The sequence below is a fragment of the Mesorhizobium sp. M4B.F.Ca.ET.203.01.1.1 genome (genome assembly GCF_004791025.1).
Classification (GTDB): domain Bacteria; phylum Pseudomonadota; class Alphaproteobacteria; order Rhizobiales; family Rhizobiaceae; genus Mesorhizobium; species Mesorhizobium abyssinicae.
On record NZ_SRUO01000003.1, the window covers coordinates 452,089 to 469,263 of the forward strand.

The 17,175-nt window shown below is 65.6% G+C and carries 18 protein-coding genes and 1 pseudogene; 4 read left to right on the plus strand and 15 right to left on the minus strand.

The window, feature by feature from the left end:
• Nucleotides 1–21 precede the first annotated feature (21 nt).
• Both EN846_RS08980 and cysG read right to left on the minus strand, forming a co-directional pair.
• Nucleotides 22–327 carry a DUF2849 domain-containing protein gene (locus EN846_RS08980; protein ID WP_126058276.1) on the minus strand — a complete coding sequence of 102 codons (306 nt, stop codon included), beginning with the start codon at nt 325–327 and terminating at the stop codon, nt 22–24.
• Nucleotides 324–1,772 carry a siroheme synthase CysG gene (gene cysG, locus EN846_RS08985; RefSeq protein WP_135858301.1) on the minus strand — a complete coding sequence of 483 codons (1,449 nt, stop codon included), beginning with the start codon at nt 1,770–1,772 and terminating at the stop codon, nt 324–326. The genes EN846_RS08980 and cysG overlap by 4 nt, the downstream gene beginning before the upstream one ends.
• On the opposite strand from cysG, the gene EN846_RS08990 reads away from it, so the two are divergent.
• From EN846_RS08990 to EN846_RS09000, 3 genes are all read left to right on the plus strand, one after another.
• Nucleotides 1,771–1,965 (plus strand): hypothetical protein, encoded by a 195-nt coding sequence (locus EN846_RS08990; protein ID WP_127282386.1) that lies wholly within the window; start codon nt 1,771–1,773, stop codon nt 1,963–1,965. The genes cysG and EN846_RS08990 overlap by 2 nt on opposite strands.
• Before the next feature lie 215 nt (nt 1,966–2,180).
• Entirely contained in the window at nt 2,181–2,630 is a 450-nt protein-coding gene (locus tag EN846_RS08995) for a host attachment family protein (RefSeq protein ID WP_127393122.1), read from the plus strand.
• A gap of 167 nt (nt 2,631–2,797) precedes the next feature.
• A complete protein-coding gene (locus tag EN846_RS09000) occupies nt 2,798–4,606 on the plus strand; it encodes a cation:proton antiporter (RefSeq protein ID WP_127393123.1) in 1,809 nt (602 codons plus the stop codon).
• Between the two features lie 29 nt (nt 4,607–4,635).
• Here the strand turns inward: EN846_RS09000 and EN846_RS09005 are convergent, their stop codons facing one another.
• The gene (locus EN846_RS09005) at nt 4,636–5,442 is read right to left on the minus strand and encodes a helix-turn-helix transcriptional regulator (RefSeq protein ID WP_127393124.1); all 807 of its coding nucleotides are present in this window, start codon (nt 5,440–5,442) and stop codon (nt 4,636–4,638) included.
• Nucleotides 5,443–5,582: 140 nt separating this feature from the next.
• On the opposite strand from EN846_RS09005, the pseudogene EN846_RS36515 reads away from it, so the two are divergent.
• Nucleotides 5,583–6,495 (plus strand): annotated as a pseudogene (locus EN846_RS36515) (zinc-binding dehydrogenase).
• Nucleotides 6,496–6,514: 19 nt separating this feature from the next.
• Here EN846_RS36515 and EN846_RS09015 read toward each other — a convergent pair.
• The 12 genes from EN846_RS09015 to EN846_RS09070 all read right to left on the minus strand — a co-directional run bounded on the left by EN846_RS09015 (nt 6,515) and on the right by EN846_RS09070 (nt 16,999).
• The gene (locus EN846_RS09015; RefSeq protein WP_126058269.1) at nt 6,515–7,264 is read right to left on the minus strand and encodes an SDR family oxidoreductase; all 750 of its coding nucleotides are present in this window, start codon (nt 7,262–7,264) and stop codon (nt 6,515–6,517) included.
• 64 nt (nt 7,265–7,328) lie between these two features.
• Nucleotides 7,329–9,584 (minus strand): transglycosylase domain-containing protein, encoded by a 2,256-nt coding sequence (locus tag EN846_RS09020; protein ID WP_127393596.1) that lies wholly within the window; start codon nt 9,582–9,584, stop codon nt 7,329–7,331.
• A 122-nt stretch (nt 9,585–9,706) separates the two neighbouring features.
• Nucleotides 9,707–10,378, minus strand: coding sequence for a TetR/AcrR family transcriptional regulator (locus EN846_RS09025; RefSeq protein WP_127393595.1), 672 nt, complete (start codon nt 10,376–10,378; stop codon nt 9,707–9,709).
• Nucleotides 10,341–11,285 carry a carbon-nitrogen hydrolase family protein gene (locus EN846_RS09030; RefSeq protein WP_127393594.1) on the minus strand — a complete coding sequence of 315 codons (945 nt, stop codon included), beginning with the start codon at nt 11,283–11,285 and terminating at the stop codon, nt 10,341–10,343. Before EN846_RS09030 ends, EN846_RS09025 begins: the two co-directional genes overlap by 38 nt.
• Before the next feature lie 7 nt (nt 11,286–11,292).
• Complete coding sequence (locus EN846_RS09035; protein ID WP_127282380.1) at nt 11,293–11,670, minus strand: hypothetical protein; 378 nt, start codon at nt 11,668–11,670, stop codon at nt 11,293–11,295.
• Between the two features lie 2 nt (nt 11,671–11,672).
• On the minus strand, nt 11,673–13,220 hold the full coding sequence (locus EN846_RS09040; RefSeq protein ID WP_210236107.1) for an APC family permease: 1,548 nt from the start codon (nt 13,218–13,220) through the stop codon (nt 11,673–11,675).
• Between the two features lie 309 nt (nt 13,221–13,529).
• Complete coding sequence (locus tag EN846_RS09045) at nt 13,530–13,856, minus strand: protamine-2 (modular protein) (protein ID WP_127282379.1); 327 nt, start codon at nt 13,854–13,856, stop codon at nt 13,530–13,532.
• Between the two features lie 226 nt (nt 13,857–14,082).
• On the minus strand, nt 14,083–14,229 hold the full coding sequence (locus EN846_RS09050; RefSeq protein WP_127282378.1) for a hypothetical protein: 147 nt from the start codon (nt 14,227–14,229) through the stop codon (nt 14,083–14,085).
• Nucleotides 14,230–14,257: 28 nt separating this feature from the next.
• Entirely contained in the window at nt 14,258–14,512 is a 255-nt protein-coding gene (locus EN846_RS09055; RefSeq protein ID WP_127282377.1) for a GlsB/YeaQ/YmgE family stress response membrane protein, read from the minus strand.
• Nucleotides 14,513–14,685: 173 nt separating this feature from the next.
• Nucleotides 14,686–14,886 (minus strand): hypothetical protein, encoded by a 201-nt coding sequence (locus EN846_RS09060; protein ID WP_127282376.1) that lies wholly within the window; start codon nt 14,884–14,886, stop codon nt 14,686–14,688.
• An 18-nt stretch (nt 14,887–14,904) separates the two neighbouring features.
• Nucleotides 14,905–15,525, minus strand: a complete 621-nt coding sequence (locus tag EN846_RS09065) for a ribonuclease D (RefSeq protein WP_127392932.1) — start codon at nt 15,523–15,525, stop codon at nt 14,905–14,907.
• A gap of 88 nt (nt 15,526–15,613) precedes the next feature.
• Nucleotides 15,614–16,999: a M20/M25/M40 family metallo-hydrolase gene (locus tag EN846_RS09070; protein ID WP_127282374.1), complete on the minus strand. Its 1,386-nt coding sequence runs from the start codon at nt 16,997–16,999 to the stop codon at nt 15,614–15,616.
• Nucleotides 17,000–17,175: the final 176 nt, after the last annotated feature.

Genomic DNA, 17,175 nt, shown 5'->3' on the forward strand with positions numbered 1-17,175 from the left:
CGCCCGCATTGCCTGTTTGGTCTATGCCGCCCGCACGGGTTGCGGGCTTGCCTGCTTGCCGAGATCTTCGCGGATGGTCGGCCCGGCGGCGCGGATCTTTTCGCGCAGCCGCACCGGCTCGACCAACCCGTCGACCACCGTGACGTCGATCAAGTTGACGTCGACCACCTCGTTGTTGGCGTAGGCCGCCGCGCCGATCGCTTCCAGCCGGTCCTCCGCCGCCTTGTCGTGGGCGAGGTCGGCGCCGCCGACCGTTTCCGCCCAGCCGCCATCGGCGTACCAGACGGCGATGCCGTCGGTGAGCCTGTTCGCGGTCAGAACCTTCATTGTTCAACTCCTTCGGCCGTTGCGCTGGCCGTATCTTCATGCCTGTGTGCCGCGAGCGGCTCGGAACGTTCGAAATTGGCGCCGGCGACCGCGTCGCCGATGATGGTCATCACCGGGCCGGAGAGATCGGCGCGGGCCTCCAGCGAAGGCAGATCGGCGAGCGTGCCGTGGAAGCGGCGGCGGTTGCCGAGGCTGGCGTTCTCGACCACGGCGACCGCGGTGTCGGGCGACAGGCCCGCCTCGATCAGTCGGCCGGCGACTTCGGCCGCGACCGAGCGGCCCATATAGACGGCGACGGTGGCGCCGGAGATGGCGAGCTTGGCCCAGTCGGGCAGCGAATTGCCCTTCAGGTCATGGCCGGTCGTGAACACCAGCGAGGACGACACGCCGCGCAGCGTCAGCGGCAGTTCGAAATCGGCGGCGGCGGCAAAGGCCGCGGTGACGCCGGGAACCACCTCATAGGCGATGCCGGCATCGCGAAGTGCCGCCATTTCCTCGCCGGCGCGGCCGAACACCAGCGGGTCGCCCGACTTCAGCCGCACGACGCGCTTGCCCTCGCGGCCAAGCTCGACGAGCAGCACGTTGATCTCTTCCTGGCTCTTGGAATGGCAGCCCTTGCGCTTGCCGACCGGCAGGCGCTCGGCATCGCGGCGGCCCATGGCGACGATCGCTTCCGGCACCAGCGCGTCATGGACGATGACGTCGGCTTCCATCAGCAGGCGATGCGCCCTGAGCGTCAGCAGATCCTCGGCGCCCGGACCGGCGCCGACCAGCGCGATGTGGCCCGAGGCCGGCGCGTCGGAGACAAGCAGCTCGACGGCGGCATCATGCGCCCTCGCAAACTCGCCCGCCTCGACGGCTCGCGCCGGCGCGCCGGCGAAGAAATCGCGCCAGAAGCGGCGGCGGCCGGTGCCCTTCGGCAGCCGCTCGGCGGCGCCCCGGAAGGACGCGGCAAGCGTGGCCAGCGCGCCGAGCGACGGCGACAGCATGCGATCGATGCGGCCGCGCAGCATCTGCGCAAGCACCGGGCCGGCGCCTTCGGTGCCGATGGCGATGGCGACCGGCGCGCGGTTGACCAGCGCTGGCGTGAAGAAATCGCAAAGCTCTGGCCGGTCGACCGCGTTGACCGGAATGCTCAAGCGGCGCGCATCCTCGGCAACGCGGCGGTCGAGCGCCTCGTCGCCGCTGGCGGCGAACACCATGGCCGCGCCTTCGAGATGCGCAGCCTCATAGGCGGCGGCGACATGGACAGCACCGGTCGCGGCAATGAAAGACAGCAGCTCGGCTTCGGCGGTTTGCGCTATGATGCGCAGCACCGCGCTCGACTGGCCGACGAGCCGCGCCTTGGCCAGCGCCGCCTCGCCGCCGCCGACAATGGCCACGGCTTCGCCCTCGACCCGCATGAAGACGGGGAAAGCGTTGAGCTTGGCATTGGCCTGCGGCATGGCGAGCAGATTCCTGAGCAATTTGGCAGTTTTACGCGCGGGCGTGAAAAACCAGAAGCAAAGCACTCGCGCATCCCGCGATGGCAGGCAATCGCTTTTTCGCAAGCGCGAAGAGCAGGAGAAAAAAATTCCACATCCGGGAGAGGATCGGATTGAAGCCGCTGTTGCGGGCCCTGATCTCAGGCGTTTTTAGCTGCAAATACTCCACGCTGCAAAACAGATTTTTCTAAATTCTACCAATTTAGTAGATTAAGGCCGCAAAGATCGTCGCGGGCTTGCACGCTACGTTGGATGAGCGCCACAACGATATCGGAACATTCCTGCTTGAGCGGGCGTTTGCCATACGGACCCGCCCCGGCCTGCCGGCCGCGAACGGTTCGCAACACAGCAAAAGCAGGAGGAGCCCGTATGAGCAATGTCACGCTGAAACATGGCCTTTGGATCGTGGTCGCCGATGGCGAAAAAGCGCTGTTCCTGCGCAATGAAGGCAACACCCGCAATCCGGACCTGCAGGTCGTGCAGGAGATGGAGCAGGAGAACCCCGCCACGCGCGAGCAGGGCAGCGACCGCCCCGGCCGCTACAATGACGGGCCGTCCATCCATCGCAGTGCGGTCGAGGACACCGACTGGCATCGTATCGGCAAGGAGCGCTTCGCCGACGACATTGCCGAACGGCTCTATGGGCTCGCCAATCGCGGCGCCTTCAAGGAGATCGTGCTGATCGCGCCGCCGCTGGTGCTGGGCGAAATGCGCCGGAAGCTCCACAAGCTTGTCGGCGACAGGGTGACGGTGGAAATTCCAAAGACGCTGACCAACCACACCATCCCTGAGATCGAAAGCCTGCTCCAGGCAGCCTGACGGCGCCCGCAAGCGCAATCCGCCCTTCGCCCGGCATTCGTGCGCCTTTGCCTTTCGATTTCACGGCTTTACGGGTTGCCTCGCGGCCATGCCTCCCCCCATATTGCAACGGGCGGCGGCCGCGGGGCGGCCCTATCGTGATTTTTTCGAAAGGCGCTCCATAGACAATGCCGCATGACACGCCCCTTATCGCCACCATCGTCGCCGGTCTGGGGCTGGCTTTCATCTTCGGCGCGCTCGCCAACCGTTTCCGCATCCCGCCGCTGGTCGGCTATCTCGTGGCCGGCGTCCTGGTCGGGCCGAACACGCCGGGCTTCGTCGCCGACGCAAGCCTGGCCACCGAGCTTGCCGAGATCGGCGTCATCCTGCTGATGTTCGGCGTCGGCCTGCATTTCTCGCTGAAGGACCTTCTCTCCGTCCGCGCCATCGCCGTGCCCGGCGCCATCGTCCAGATCGGCTTTGCCACGCTGCTCGGCGTCGGCCTTGCCTGGCTGCTCGGCTGGTCGGTGGGCGCCGGGCTGGTCTTCGGCCTGGCATTGTCCGTCGCCTCGACGGTGGTGCTGCTGCGCGCTTTGCAGGAACGGCGGCTGATCGAGACCGAACGCGGCCGTATCGCCGTCGGCTGGCTGATCGTCGAGGACCTTGCCATGGTGCTGGCGCTGGTGCTCTTGCCGGCGCTGGCCGGCGTGCTCGGCGGCGTGCCGCAGGCCGACGACCATGCCAGCCTGCTGGCGCTGCCGGCCAGCTACGGCATCTGGGGCGTCGTCGGCGTCACGCTGGCGAAGGTGGTGGCTTTCGTCGTCGTCATGCTGGTGGTCGGCCGCCGCGTCATCCCCTGGATCCTGCATTATGTCGCCCATACCGGGTCGCGCGAGCTGTTCCGGCTGGCGGTGCTGGCGATTGCGTTGGGCGTCGCCTTCGGGGCAGCGAAACTGTTCGGCGTATCGCTGGCGCTGGGCGCCTTCTTCGCCGGCATGATCATGAGCGAATCCGAGCTAAGCCATCGGGCAGCCGAGGAATCGCTGCCGCTGCGCGATGCCTTCTCGGTGCTGTTCTTCGTCTCGGTCGGCATGCTGTTCGACCCGTTCAGCCTGGTCAGCAATGGCTGGCCGATCCTGGCGACGCTGGCCATCATCGTCATCGGCAAGTCGCTGGCCGCCTTCGTCATCGTCCTCGCCTTCCGCTATCCGGTAGCGACAGCGCTGATGATCTCGGCCAGCCTTGCCCAGATCGGCGAATTTTCCTTCATCCTCGCCGAGCTCGGCGTCGGCCTGAAACTCCTGCCCGAACAGGGGCGCGACCTGATCCTCGCCGGCGCCATCCTGTCGATCCTGCTCAATCCGCTGATGTTCCTGGCCATCGACTGGATGACACCGTGGCTGGAGGCGCGCTCGGCCAAGGCATCGCCGCCGGAAGAGGCAAGGCCGATCGGCCCGGCGACCGAGCCCGGCCAGGTGGCTTCGGTGACGGCTTCACGGCAAAAGCAAGACGGCCCGCCGCCAAGAACCGCGCTTACCGGCCATTCCATCCTGATCGGCTACGGCCGTGTCGGCAGCCTCGTCGGCGCGGCGCTGAAACAGGCCGCCCTGCCCTTTCTGGTCATCGAGGACGCTGACAAGGCGCTGGCCAGGCTCAAGGCCGAAGGCATCGAGACCGTGTCGGGCAACGCCGCCAATGGCGAGGTCTTCGCCGCAGCCAATCCGGAGGCGGCAAAACGGCTGATCCTGGCCATCCCCAACGCTTTCGAGGCCGGCCAGGTCGTGCAGCGCGCCCGCGCCGCCAACCCCGGCATCAACGTCATAGCCCGCGCCCATTCCGATGCCGAGGTCGAGCATCTCAGGGGGCTCGGCGCCGACACCGTGATCATGGGCGAGCGCGAGATCGCGCGCGGCATCGTCGAGGTGGTGACGGGTACGGCATCCGCTGGGTTGGAAGAGGTCGCCCTCGCCCCGGAGATCAAACCGCAAGCCGTTTGAGTTGCGCGTCCACGCACCAGCCGGGTTGATCAAGCGACAAATGCGGAGCCTCCGTTTTGCGCGATATCGCTGAGATATTTTGCCGGCGGCTTGCCCAGCGCCTTCTTGAACATGGTGATAAACGCCGTGACGGATTCATAGCCGAGATCGCCCGAGACCTGCTGCACGCTGGCGCCTGAGGCGAGTTCGCGCAGCGCCACGATCAGGTGCAGCTGCTGGCGCCAACGCCCGAAGGTCAGCCCTGTTTCCTTCACGACGAGGCGCGCCAGGCTGCTTTCGCTGAGCGCCACGCGGCTTGCCCATTCCGCAAGCGTGCTGCGGTCGGCGGGATCATCCGCCAACGCCTCGGCGATCCGCCGCAAGCGCGGCTCGGCCGAAATCGGCAGGTGCAATTGCTGGACAGGCATGCGCGGCAGTTCGGCAAGCAGAATCCCTCCCAGGAAACCGCATCGTGCGTCCTCCGGCGCGCATTCCGACAGGTCGATGATCAGCTCGCGCAGCAGCGGCGAGATCGAAAGCGTGCAGCACCGGTCCGGCAGGTCGGCGGCGCCCGGCTCGAGATAAACGAAGAAAATCCGCGCATTGGCGGTCGCGATGTTGCTGTGCTGCATGCCACCGGGGAGCCACACGGCGCAATGCGGCGGCACCATCCAAAGGCCGCTGGCAACCCGACAGGTGACGCCGCCGCCCAGCGCGAAGACGAGTTGGCCCTTGCGGTGCCAGTGGTCGGCCACCTCCGCCCTGGTCTCCGGTACATCGACGCGCACGGCGATTGCCGGCGCGAGAACGTCGTCGACATCGAAATCGAGCCATGGGTAGCGTAGTGGCTGTCTCATGATTGACTGCTTTTAGCGATCAAGTGCTGTTATAGCTAAATTCTTTGATCTTGGGAGTCGATTAGGTTCCGGTCTGCGCATGGCGATCGCGTTGACGCCGCGCGCCCAACGCCGGCTTGGTCCAGGAAGGTAAGAACCCCATGCTCGCCCTCGTCATGTCTCCCGACAGTACCGCCGGACTGAGGCTCGCCAAGGTCGAGGACCCTCGGCCCTTGGCGAACGAGGCGCTTGTCGCGGTCCACGCAACCTCGCTGAACCGCGGTGAGCTGCGCCTCCTCGCCATACGTCCGAATGGCTGGATACCCGGCCAGGACATCGTCGGGGTCGTCGAACGGGCAGCAGCCGATGGTTCGGGGCCTGCCGTGGGCACCCGGGTCGTGGCTTTGGTCGACGAGCACGGCTGGGCCGAACGTGTCGCCGTGCCGACCGACCGTCTCGCCGTCCTGCCGGATGGCGTCAATTTCGGTTCCGCGGCCACGCTGCCGGTCGCCGGCACGACGGCGCTGAGAACGTTGCGCCATGGCGGTGACCTCGCCGGCCAGCAGGTTCTGATCACCGGCGCAAGCGGTGCGGTCGGTCGTTTCCAGATCCAGATCGCCCTGCGCCTCGGTGACGGCGATAGCCGCCGCCCGGCATGAAGAAGACCTGAGTGGGCTGGGAGCCGGGCGGGTCGTCGACTCGATCGCGCGGGCCGAGGGGCCGTTCTCGCTGATCACCGAGTCGGTCGGCGGCACAAGCCTTGCGCACGCGATCGAACGCGTCGCGCCTGGCGGCACGATCGTCATGTTCGGTTCAAGCAGCGGCGAACTGACGCCCGTCGGATTTCGCCAGTTCGTTCCAGGCCATGAAGGGGCGAGGCTTCAGACCTTCGCCTACTATACGTCCGGTCCAGCCATCGGCACCGACATCGCCACGCTGCTCGCTTTGGTCGCGGCTGGCCGGTTGGAAACCCGCGTCGCCTTGACTGTGCCGTGGACAGACATCGGCCAGGCGCTGGACGCCCTGCGACAGCGCAGTTTCAGCGGCAAGGCCGTTCTCACCATGACCGGATGAGCAGTCCTGAGTCAGCCGTTCAGACGTGCTGACCGCCATTGATGTGGATCTCCGAGCCGGTGACGTAGGACGCCTGCCCGGAGCACAGGAAGAAGATGATGTCGGCCACCTCCGCCGTGGCGCCGAGGCGTCTGAGCGGGATCGTCTCGACGATCTTGTCGGTGCCCGGCGACAGGATAGCGGTGTCGATCTCGCCCGGCGCGATGGCGTTGACGCGGATGCCGTGCGGGCCGAAATCATGCGCCATCTCGCGCGTCAGCGAACCCAGTGCCGCCTTCGATGTTGCGTAAGCCGTGCCGGCGAAGGGATGCACACGGGTGCCGGCGATCGAGGTGACGTTGACGATCGAGCCCTTCGCCTGGGCCAGTTCCTTGAACAGGCCCCTGGCCAGCATGATCGGCGCGAAGAAATTGACCTGGAACACGTCACGCCAGACATGCATCGGCGTGTCGATCGAGTTCATCCGGCTGCCGTCCTTCAGCTTCGGCGAGATGCCGGCATTGTTGACCAGCGCGTTGAGCTGGCCGCCATGCGCCTCCAGCCGGTGGCGGATCTCAGAGACGGCGATGCCGACATCCTCCTGGTCGGCGAGATCGACCTTGATGTGGTCCTCCGGCCCCGCCGGCCAGGGACAGTCCTCGGCAAAAGCCTGGCGCGAGCAGGTGATGACGCGCCAGCCCTCACGCGAGAAGCGCTTCACCGTCGCATGGCCGATGCCCCGGCTGGCACCGGTCAGCACGATGGTTTTTCTTGTATCGGTCTCGGCCATATCGCGGTCTCCGGCCGGACATGTAGCCGAAGGCGCAAGCCATGGCGAGAGGCGATGTTGCCGCTCAACCGCCGGTGAGGATGTCGAGGATCGAGGTCTGCCGCTTTTTCGTCGGGCCGCCGACATTGCCAGGCGGCACCGGATGGCCGACCGAGGCTGTCGTCCCGCCGTCGCCCGGCATGTCGAACCCGTCGGCATCGACCGTCTCGGCCGGCCTGGACGGTCGCGCCGGGCGTGCGGGCGCCTGGGCGGACTGGGATTGACCGACCGCCGCCTGCGGCATCGGCGCCGGCTGGCCGGCATCGGCCGAGGGTATCTCGTCGGGCACGACGGTGTCGGACGGCGTCGACTTCCAGGTTCCGGGCAGCGGCCGGACCGGCACGCCCTCATGCGCGGCGACCATGAATTCATGCCAGGCCTGCGCCGGCAGCGCGCCGCCGGTGACCTTCTTCATCGCGCTGCCGTCGTCATTGCCGAACCACACGCCGGTGGTGAGGTTGGCGGTGTAGCCGACGAACCAGGCGTCGCGCGAATTCTGGCTGGTGCCGGTCTTGCCGGCCGAGGGCCAGGCGAAGGCCGCCTTCTTGGCGGTGCCGATCTCGACCGTGCCGGTCATCATCGAGTTCATCATGCCGACGATCTCTTGCTTGACGACACGCGGCGCGCTGCCGCCATTGTTGTCGTAGAGCACCTTGCCATCGGTCGTCGTCACGCGGCGGATGAAATGGATGTCCGGCTTGAAGCCGCCATTGGCGAACGGCACATAGGCCGAGGTCAGCTCCAGCGGCGTCACTTCCGACGTGCCGAGCGCGATCGAGGTGTTCGACTGCAGGTCGGACTGGATGCCCATGCGGTGCGCGGCTTCCACCACCGCGTCCGGCCCGACCTCCATGGTGAGCTGGGCGGCGACCGAGTTAAGCGATTTCGCCAGCGCCGTCGCCAGCGTCACCTTGCCGTAGTACTTGCCGCCGTAATTGTCGGGCGTCCATTTGCCGATCTTGATCGGCGCGTCGTTGCGCACGCTGTCCGGCGTGCGGCCGGCCTCGAGCGCTGCCATGTAGACAAAGGGCTTGAAGGCCGAGCCCGGCTGGCGGCGCGCTTCCGAGGCGCGGTCGAACTGGCTGGTCGAATAGTCGTAGCCGCCGACCATGGCGCGCACGGCGCCGGAATCGTCGATCGACACCAGCGCGCCCTGCGTGACGTTGAGCTTCTTGCCGCTCTCGTCGATCAGCCGCCGGATCGACTGTTCGGCGAGCTTCTGCAGGGTGAGATCGACCGTGGTGTCGACGACGATATCGCCGCGCACGTCGCCGATCAGGTCGGGCAGTTCGCCCATGACGGTGTCCGCGACATAGTTTTCCGAACCGGTCCAGTAGGACGGCGCGCGCGTCGCCGGCGCGCTCATCGCGCTCGTCAGTTCCTTGGCGCCGATCTTGCCGGAATCGCGCATGGCGGCGAGCACCAGTTGCGCGCGCTCCTCGGCCGCCTTCGGGTCGCGCGCCGGCGACAGCCGCGACGGCGCCTTGAGCAGGCCGGCCAGGAGCGCTGCCTCGGAGAGCGTCACGTCGCGCGCGCTCTTGCCGAAATAGCGCCGCGAGGCCGCTTCGACGCCATAGGCGCCGGAGCCGAAATAGACCCGGTTGAGGTACATTTCGAGGATCTGGTCCTTGGTATGCTTATGCTCGAGCCACAGCGCCAGGAGCACTTCCTGCACCTTGCGCTCCAGCGTGCGGTCGGGCGTCAGGAACAGGTTCTTGGCCAGCTGCTGCGTCAGCGTCGAGCCGCCCTGCGAGAAGTGCCCGCCAAGCACATTGGTGACCATGGCGCGCGTCAGCCCGATCGGATCGATGCCGAAATGCGAATAGAAGCGACGGTCCTCGATGGCGACGACGGCCTCGGGGATGTAGGGCGACATCTCATGCAGGCCGACGGCCTCGCCGCCGCTCATGCCGCGATTGGCGATAAGCTGTCCATCGACCGAGACGATCTTGATGTTGGGCGCGCGGTCGGGGATCGACCATGTAGTCGCCGCCGGCATCTTGGCGCCGTAATAGACGACGATGCCGGCCACCGCGATGCCGCCCCAGATGGCCAGCACGAAGCACCAGTAGGCCAGCCGGGCGAGAATGCCGAACAGGCCGCGCCGGCTGCGGTCGCGCCCGCGCCGCGACGACTTCCTGGCCGGTTTGCGTCTGGCGGCGGATTTGCGACTGCCCGGCACGACGCGATCCTCCTCGCTCACCGAGAACCCGGCCGGGGATTTCGCCTGGGGCGGCCCGTCGAAGCTCGGTTCGATGCGACTGTCTCTGCGGTTCGCCATGCGCTTCGCTTAATGTCCCGGTGCTAATGGCGCTCGGGTGCAGACTAGATGCGGCGATTTAAGGGCGCGTTAAAGCAGGGTTTATGCACCCTTTTGAAATTCCTTACGATTTTCTAAATCCGCTACCGGCTTCTTGTGCCAGAGATCAACTCGTCAAGATGAGCGGACTCCATGTTGCTCAGCCCGGCGAGTACGAACCGCGCACCGTCTCGCGCCAGCTTCTTGGGATCTCGATCAGGCCGTTCGTCCGCGTACTGGATGTGTGCGATCGTCACGTTTGCGATCAGGATGCGTATGAGCACCGGATCCGTGGCAACGAACTCGCCCGCCTCTATGCCCTGGCGGACAAGTTTCTCCAACGCGAGGTAGAGGGATTCGAGCTTGGCGGCCCAGTGCGCCAATTCCGGCGCACGCAATATATCGCTGCTGTAGAGTTCGGATAGCGAGAGCGGCAGGCTCAGCAGCGTCTCGAGATCCCAGACCAGATAGTCATGAAGTCTCGCTGCCGCCGATCCAGATGCGTTCGCTGTCCTTTCCGCGACGACCACCGCATTGTCGAGGCTGAGAGAAAACAGCGCCTCGAGTATCGCCTGCTTGTTTGCGAAATGGTGAAACAGCGATGGCTGCCTGATGCCTACCGCAGCCGCGATCTGTCGTGTCGAGGTGGCCTGATATCCGTGGCGGCGGAAGAGCGCGCTGGCTTCCATGAGGATTCGTCGCCGGGTGTCGTTTGGCGCGAACTGATCCCAGTTTTGATCACTTGCTCCGATAGTCCGGTCTGCCTTGCTCGCCATACCTCGTTCCCGGCCGATCGACGCCCCAATGCAGGATATCGGATCGGCTGTAGTGACCCGTTACGTCGAGATCGTGCTTGAACGCTATGGTCTGCGCAAGGTCAAGGTCACAGATGACGGGCGCGTCGCCGAAGACCGGACCGACCAGGTATTCGCCGTCGGGCCCGATGACCCCCGATCCTCCGGGAAACGAAGCGTCTCCCCCCGTCCCCTTTTCATAGGCCGCCCGCAGGTCCGGCGGCACGGCCTCCACAGGAAGATACGTCGCGGCGCTTGCGACGAAGCAGCGCCCCTCGAAAGCGTAGTGCCGGGAAGCAAGCTGGTGCGCCGACGGCATGTCCGGCCAAAGCGCAACATGAATCTGCTCGTCCTCGGCGTGCAGGGCCTGCCGGATGATGGGATGGAAATGCTCCCAGCACACCATCGCGCCGACCCGCCCGGCCGCCGTTTCGTTCACGCGCAGGCCGTCCGCATCGCCCGGCGTCCAGACCAGGCGTTCGGTGTGGGTTGGAGTGAGCTTGCGGTGAACGGACACGATCGATCCATCCGCGTCGATCGTAAGCGCGCTGTTGTAAAGCAGCGCGGCGCTCGGCCGAGCGCGCTCATTGAGGCCGATCACCACGCACACCCCATTGTCACGCGCGGCGTCGCAGAGGGCCTGCACGTGAGGGCCGGGAACGGTGGCGCTTGCGGCCACCAGCTTCTGGAACCAGTGCCGCGCCTCCGGATCGTTCCAGCCGGCTAACCCGAAAACCCAGGCTGGATAGCCGCCGAGCCAGGTCTCGGGAAACACAACGAGATCGGCGCCTTGTGCCGCTGCGGCCTCGATCTCCGCTTTCGCAGTGGCGATGCCCGCGTCGAGATCGAGAAGGTGCGGGGGCTTCTGGCTGATGTAAATGCGCGTCATGTCTCTTCTACCACCCCGTCAGCACGCGGACCGTGACCCAGACCCAGGCAAGAGCGAAAGTCGACAAGGCGGCGAAGTCGCCGACGCCTGCAACCTTGTATCGCTGCGGAAAATCCGGCCACCAGCCCATCGCACCCGTCGAGATGACGGTATAGAAGCCGGTGATCAGCAACACCAAAGACGCATAAGGGTCGACGACGCCTGTCGCCTCCGCGGCGAGGAAGATGCCGCCGAGCACCAAAGCGTCGACGTGGCCTTGCCGCAGCCGCGCGAAGTTTCTGATGTATGCCCACCCTGCCGGGCGCTCGAGCGACAGATACATGAGGATGCCGGAGCAGCCCCCCATCGACAGCAGCAGCAGGCCGCCTTTGCCCAGAATGCTCATTTCTATTCCGCACCCAGGTTCTTGCGACGCCACGCGCCGATGTAGATGACAGCCAGCGCGGCAACGACCGCGAAGACCCAGATCGCCGCCCAAACCTGCCAAACCGGAGCATTTGGCGGCGCCAGTTCGACGCGCGGCCATGCTATGTTGATGGTCTCGAACAGCAGCCAGACCAAGGCGGCGACGTTGACCGGCGTGCCGAGCGCGCCGAGACGCAACGAGCCCTCGGGGCGCCACTTGCCGCTGAGGCGGGCGTAGAGCGCCGCCGCCACGACCAGCAGGAACGTTATATAGAGGCCTGCGGTGCCGAAGCTGATCATCGTTCCGACAGCCCCTTCGTTGAAGCCGAGAAGCAGGCAGGCCGAGGCGATGAGCGTCATGGTCGTCATGGCGACCAGCGGAACCTTTCTGCCTTCGCTGACCGAAGCCAACTTGCGGGAGAACGGAAGCACGCCATCCCGGGCGAGACTGAAGATGACGCGGCCAAGATAGGCTTGCATGGAAATGCAGCAGGCGAAAAAGGTGATCGCCACCACCGCCAGAAACGGCATTCGCGACCAATCACCCAGCGAGGCGACCACCGTCGCCGTGACCGGATCCATTTCAGAGCCCGAGATCACCGCCTGGAGGTCACCGGTCGCCAGGATGACGGCAACGGCGACCAAAACCACTGCGATGCCAACGACCACCGTGGCGGCAAGGATGGCACGCGGAACGTTCGCGCCCGCGCCGGTGGTCTCTTCGGCGACCGACGCGCTCGCATCGAAGCCGACGAAGGCCCAACCGCAGACGGCGAGCGTGGCAAGCGCTGCTCCGAGCGAGGTCGGAGCCCCCATCGAACTGAAGAGGACGGTGGCATCGTGGGTTCGGAAGAACACCAGCAGCATCGAGCCGATGAGCATCGAAGCGATTATCTCGGCTGCGATGCCGAAGTTTACCGCCACGCGAACGACCTGGACGCCGCCGGCATTGACCAGCAGGGAAGCGAGCAGAACGCAGAACGAAAGCAGCATGTGCCCGCCCGGCGAGGGCTGAAGACCGAGCAGCTGCGCGAACCACGGCGCCGCAAGGAACGCCACGGTGGCGAGCGCCGCCGACACGGCAACGAGGTATATGAGGCCTGTGAAGATGCCCGCGTCCGGCCCGATCAGCCGGCGCACCCACTGATAGGGCCCTCCTGCAATCGGGAACTCGGATGCGAGTTCCGAATAGACCACTGCCACCAGCACCTGGCCGACCAGGGACAGTACCAGCAGCCACACCCACACCGGCCCGGACAGGTTCATCCCGAGCCCGAAGATCGCATAGAGACCGACCACCGGTGCGACGGTGGCAACGCCGATAGAAAATGTCGAAAAGACGCCGAGTCCGCGCCGGAGCTGCTGTCGATAACCCAGCTCCTGCAACCGTGAAGCGTCCGAGCTCACTCGATCCAAAATCCCCTCCCTATCAATCGATAGTCTACCTATCATATGATAGGCTTGGATTGTTTTGTCAATCGGCTCACGACTCGCGAGGTCGCGATGCTTGCTTGCAGCAGCTCTTCTCAAGTCCGGTGAGGTACAGGGGCGCTTTCGCGGCTGGCCATCGACGCACTACGCCCAATGGATCCGGAGGACCTGTTGCGGCGGCCTTGATCTTAGGGGCGGGTCAAGTGGGATAAATTTGAAAACGATTGATAATCAAATAGTTGCTGAGGGTCCGGCTTGGCGCTCGTCGCGGGCCGCGGTTGCCCATGCTTTCCGGCGCCGCGTCCTGTTATCCGCCGCGCGTTGGCGGCGCGTTGCACGTTCAAACCGGCGAACGACGCCCTGCCCCGGCTGGGCAAACCGGCCGGAGCAGGAGCACGCCGCTAGCCCCTAAAGCCTGAACCAGATCCAGACGCGCCGGCGATGGCAGCGTCTGCGCAGCCGGCCATGCCGCCAGTAGGTGCGGCAGTAACGTCTCCAGGCACGCCGCCTTCTCCGCCGATGCCACCGATGCCAATGGCGATGCGAGACGGTCTGCACCTCCGCTTCGCTGCCATCGTCCTCCCAGGCCTGCTTGTCCTGCGCCTCGAGCTCATCGAGGATACCGCTTCTGGCGTCCGGAATGCCGGCCACGGCGCTGATGGGCCGAACCGCGCTGACAATTGCGGCCGCCCCCGCCACGCCCAGCATTCCCGTCAAGAATAATCGGCGATCCATGAAAACCTCCCAATCTGCCAATCAGTGAACCGAGGTCCACAAAAGGGAAGTAGCGCGGCGGTTGCAAAAGCCCAGGGGGTTCGCGCTGCGCCCAGAGAAGCGCCGCGACAGCCGAGGGGTGACAATGGAAATGGGGACCGGGGCCGCCTCGCCGGAAACCCGAGAGGCGGCCCGACGAAAGCCGATGCGGCCGGTCAATCCGTCGGCGCCGGCTGCGCCGATCCGATCAATTCTGCTGGATCGAAATGCCCTTGTCGTCGATCTTGAGCTCGACGCCCTTCGGCCGCGTTTGCTCGCGGTAGACATAGACGCCGAGCGCGATGACCACGACCAGCAGCGCGCCGATGATCAGATAGAGTGTGTTCTGCTTCATGGCGCGCCCCTGGTGCCCACGCCAGGCATCAAGCCCGCTTCACCAGCTTGAGCAGCACCAGCAGGATCACCGCGCCGATGGTGGCGTGGATGATCGCGGCAAGCACGCCGCCGCCTACGGCGAACCCCAGCCTCGGGAACAGCCAGCCGGCGATCAGGGCGCCGACGATGCCGACGACGATGTTGCCGATCAGACCGAAGCCGAAGCCCTTGACGATGAGGCCGGCGAGCCAGCCGGCGATGGCGCCGATGATGATGAAGACGAGAAGGCTTTCGATACCCATTGAGCTTTCCTCTGAGCAGGAGGGCGACAGCGGAGCGCAAGTCCCCGAATCGGCCTCGATATCAACGGGTTCAGGCTAAGCCAAAGCAATCCCGGCCGCCAGCGACCGACCTCAAGCCCTTTCTTTGAGCAATTGCGGACGGAAAACCGCCTCACACTTTTCCTGGAATTGCTTTAGTCGTCATCGTCGCTTGCGGCAGGCCGCCAGCTGCTCGGCTCGACCTTCTTCTGCGTGGTGCTGTCGATATAGGTCCACCAGCCGCCGTCGCGATACTGCGCGACCGACTCGTTGATCACCCCATTGCCGTCCTTCCAGTAGACGGTGACCTTGGAGCCATCGGTCGGCGCGGTTGATATCGGCTGTCTCTCCGCCATGTCGTCCTCCCACGGCCGTCAGCTATGGGCGAAGATATCCTCCTCGCCCCAGCCCATCAGGTCGAGTTTGGCACGCGTCGGCAGGAAGCGGAAGCAGGCGTCGGCCTCCTTCGTGCGGCCCTCGCGCGCCAGCCGGCCGGCCAGCACCTCGCGCAGCCGGTGCAGATAGAGCACGTCGGAGGCGGCATATTCGAGCTGTTCCGGCGACAGGGTCTCCGCTGCCCAGTCCGACGACTGCTGCACCTTCGACAGGGTCACTCCGAGAAGCTCGCCGCAAAGGTCCTTCAGCCCATGCCGGTCGGTATAGGTGCGGGTCAGCCGCGAGGCGATCTTGGTGCAGAAAACCGGTTCCGCCATGACGCCGAAGGCGTTGTAGAGCACGGCGATGTCGAAGCGGCCGTAATGGAACAGTTTGGTGACGCTGCGGTTGCGCAGCAGGCTGACCAGGTTCGGCGCCTTCTTCTGGCCGGGCGCGATCTGGATCACGTCGGCGCTGCCGTCGCCGGGCGAGATCTGCACCACGCACAGCCTGTCGCGGTGCGGATTGAGGCCGAGCGTCTCGGTGTCGATCGCCACCGCCCCGACATTGTAATGGGACAGGTCGGGCAAGTCGTTCTTGTGGAAGCGGATGTCGCTCATCATTGTCTCCGGATCGCGGCCTGCGCTGTTGGTTCGTCCTCGCCGCGATCCATCCAAAAATCAACAGAAAGTTGTCCTTCGCGCCGCCTCAGCGTGTCAGCGCGTCAAGAATGCGGGCCCAGGAGCGCTGCCCCTTGTGGAAGGAGGTGAGCTCGTATTTCTCGTTGGGCGAGTGGATCCGGTCGTCGTCGAGGCCGAAACCGACCAGCAGGGATTCGATGCCGAGATAGGTCTGGAAATCGCCGACCACAGGGATCGAGCCGCCGCTGCCCGTGGTCACCGCCGGCTTCGGCCATTCATCCGACAGCGCCTCCTTGGCCTTGGCCAGGAATGGCGAGTCATAGGAAAGCTGGATCGCCGGCGAGCCGCCATGCGGGTGGAATTCGACCGAGCAATCGGCCGGAATGCGCTCCCTGACGAAAGCCTGGAATGCGGCGCGGATCTTCTCCGGGTCCTGCTTGTGGACGAGGCGGAACGACACCTTGGCCGAGGCCTCCGCCGCGATCACCGTCTTGAAGCCCTTGCCGGTATAGCCGCCGATAATGCCGTTGAACTCCGCCGTCGGCCGCGCCCAGGTCAGTTCGAGCACCGAACGCCCCTTTTCGCCCGACGGGATCGACAGGCCGATGGGCTCGAGGAAGCTCTCGGCGGTCTCGCCGAGCGTTTCCCACGACTTCAGCACCTGCGACGGCGTCTCCTCGACACCGTCATAGAAGCCCGGGATGGTGATGCGCCCGTCCTTGTCGTGGATATCGGCCAGGATCCCGGCCAGGATGCGGATCGGATTGGCGGCAGCCCCGCCATAGAGCCCCGAATGCAGGTCGCGATCGGCCGCCTTCACGGTGACCTCTTCGCCGACCATGCCGCGCAGCGACACGCAGATGGAGGGCGTCTCGCGATCCCACATGCCGGTGTCGCAGACCAATGCGAAATCGGTCTTGAGCTCGGCGGCGTTGGCCGCCAGGAACGGCTTCAGCGACGGCGAGCCGGACTCCTCCTCGCCCTCGAACAGGATGGTGATGCGGCAAGGCAGGCCGCCATGCACCTGCTTCCAGGCGCGGCAGGCCTCGACGAAGGTCATCAGCTGGCCCTTGTCGTCGGCCGAGCCGCGGCCGGTGATTACCTTGCGGCCGGGCTCGATCTCCTTGATCGCCGGCGCGAACGGATCGCTTTCCCACAAGTCGATCGGATCGACCGGCTGCACGTCGTAATGGCCGTAGAACAGCACATGCGGCGCGCCCGCCGGCCCGTCGTGATGCGCCACCACCATCGGATGGCCGGGCGTGTCGCGCACGCTGGCGTCGAAGCCGATCAGCTTCAGCTCGGCCACCAGCCACGCCGCCGCCTTGCGGCAGTCGCCGGCATAGGCCGGATCGGTGGAGATCGACTTGATGCCGAGCAGCCCGAACAGCCGTTCCAGGCTCTGGTCGAGATTCTGGTCGAGACGATCGAGGACGGGGGAGATTCTGGACATTTTCTGGCCTTTCGATTTTGCGCCGACCCTAAAGGGGCGAGCCGAAAACGAAAAGCCGGGAACGTTGGACCAAGCGCGTTTGGCTGCGGAAAAACATCCAGACCGGTATGTCGGACCTCAAGGCGAAAAAAAGCCGCCGTGGTGGAGGGGGAACCACGGCGGCCTTACTCGAAACG

Coding starts and splice junctions, on each gene's coding strand:
- EN846_RS08980 (WP_126058276.1), bottom strand. CDS start 327: ATGAAGGTTCTGACCGCGAACAGGCTCACCGACGGCATCGCCGTCTGG.
- EN846_RS08990 (WP_127282386.1), top strand. CDS start 1,771: ATGGCGAGCAGATTCCTGAGCAATTTGGCAGTTTTACGCGCGGGCGTG.
- cysG (WP_135858301.1), bottom strand. CDS start 1,772: ATGCCGCAGGCCAATGCCAAGCTCAACGCTTTCCCCGTCTTCATGCGG.
- EN846_RS08995 (WP_127393122.1), top strand. CDS start 2,181: ATGAGCAATGTCACGCTGAAACATGGCCTTTGGATCGTGGTCGCCGAT.
- EN846_RS09000 (WP_127393123.1), top strand. CDS start 2,798: ATGCCGCATGACACGCCCCTTATCGCCACCATCGTCGCCGGTCTGGGG.
- EN846_RS09005 (WP_127393124.1), bottom strand. CDS start 5,442: ATGAGACAGCCACTACGCTACCCATGGCTCGATTTCGATGTCGACGAC.
- EN846_RS09015 (WP_126058269.1), bottom strand. CDS start 7,264: ATGGCCGAGACCGATACAAGAAAAACCATCGTGCTGACCGGTGCCAGC.
- EN846_RS09020 (WP_127393596.1), bottom strand. CDS start 9,584: ATGGCGAACCGCAGAGACAGTCGCATCGAACCGAGCTTCGACGGGCCG.
- EN846_RS09025 (WP_127393595.1), bottom strand. CDS start 10,378: ATGGCGAGCAAGGCAGACCGGACTATCGGAGCAAGTGATCAAAACTGG.
- EN846_RS09030 (WP_127393594.1), bottom strand. CDS start 11,285: ATGACGCGCATTTACATCAGCCAGAAGCCCCCGCACCTTCTCGATCTC.
- EN846_RS09035 (WP_127282380.1), bottom strand. CDS start 11,670: ATGAGCATTCTGGGCAAAGGCGGCCTGCTGCTGCTGTCGATGGGGGGC.
- EN846_RS09045 (WP_127282379.1), bottom strand. CDS start 13,856: ATGGATCGCCGATTATTCTTGACGGGAATGCTGGGCGTGGCGGGGGCG.
- EN846_RS09050 (WP_127282378.1), bottom strand. CDS start 14,229: ATGAAGCAGAACACACTCTATCTGATCATCGGCGCGCTGCTGGTCGTG.
- EN846_RS09055 (WP_127282377.1), bottom strand. CDS start 14,512: ATGGGTATCGAAAGCCTTCTCGTCTTCATCATCATCGGCGCCATCGCC.
- EN846_RS09060 (WP_127282376.1), bottom strand. CDS start 14,886: ATGGCGGAGAGACAGCCGATATCAACCGCGCCGACCGATGGCTCCAAG.
- EN846_RS09065 (WP_127392932.1), bottom strand. CDS start 15,525: ATGAGCGACATCCGCTTCCACAAGAACGACTTGCCCGACCTGTCCCAT.
- EN846_RS09070 (WP_127282374.1), bottom strand. CDS start 16,999: ATGTCCAGAATCTCCCCCGTCCTCGATCGTCTCGACCAGAATCTCGAC.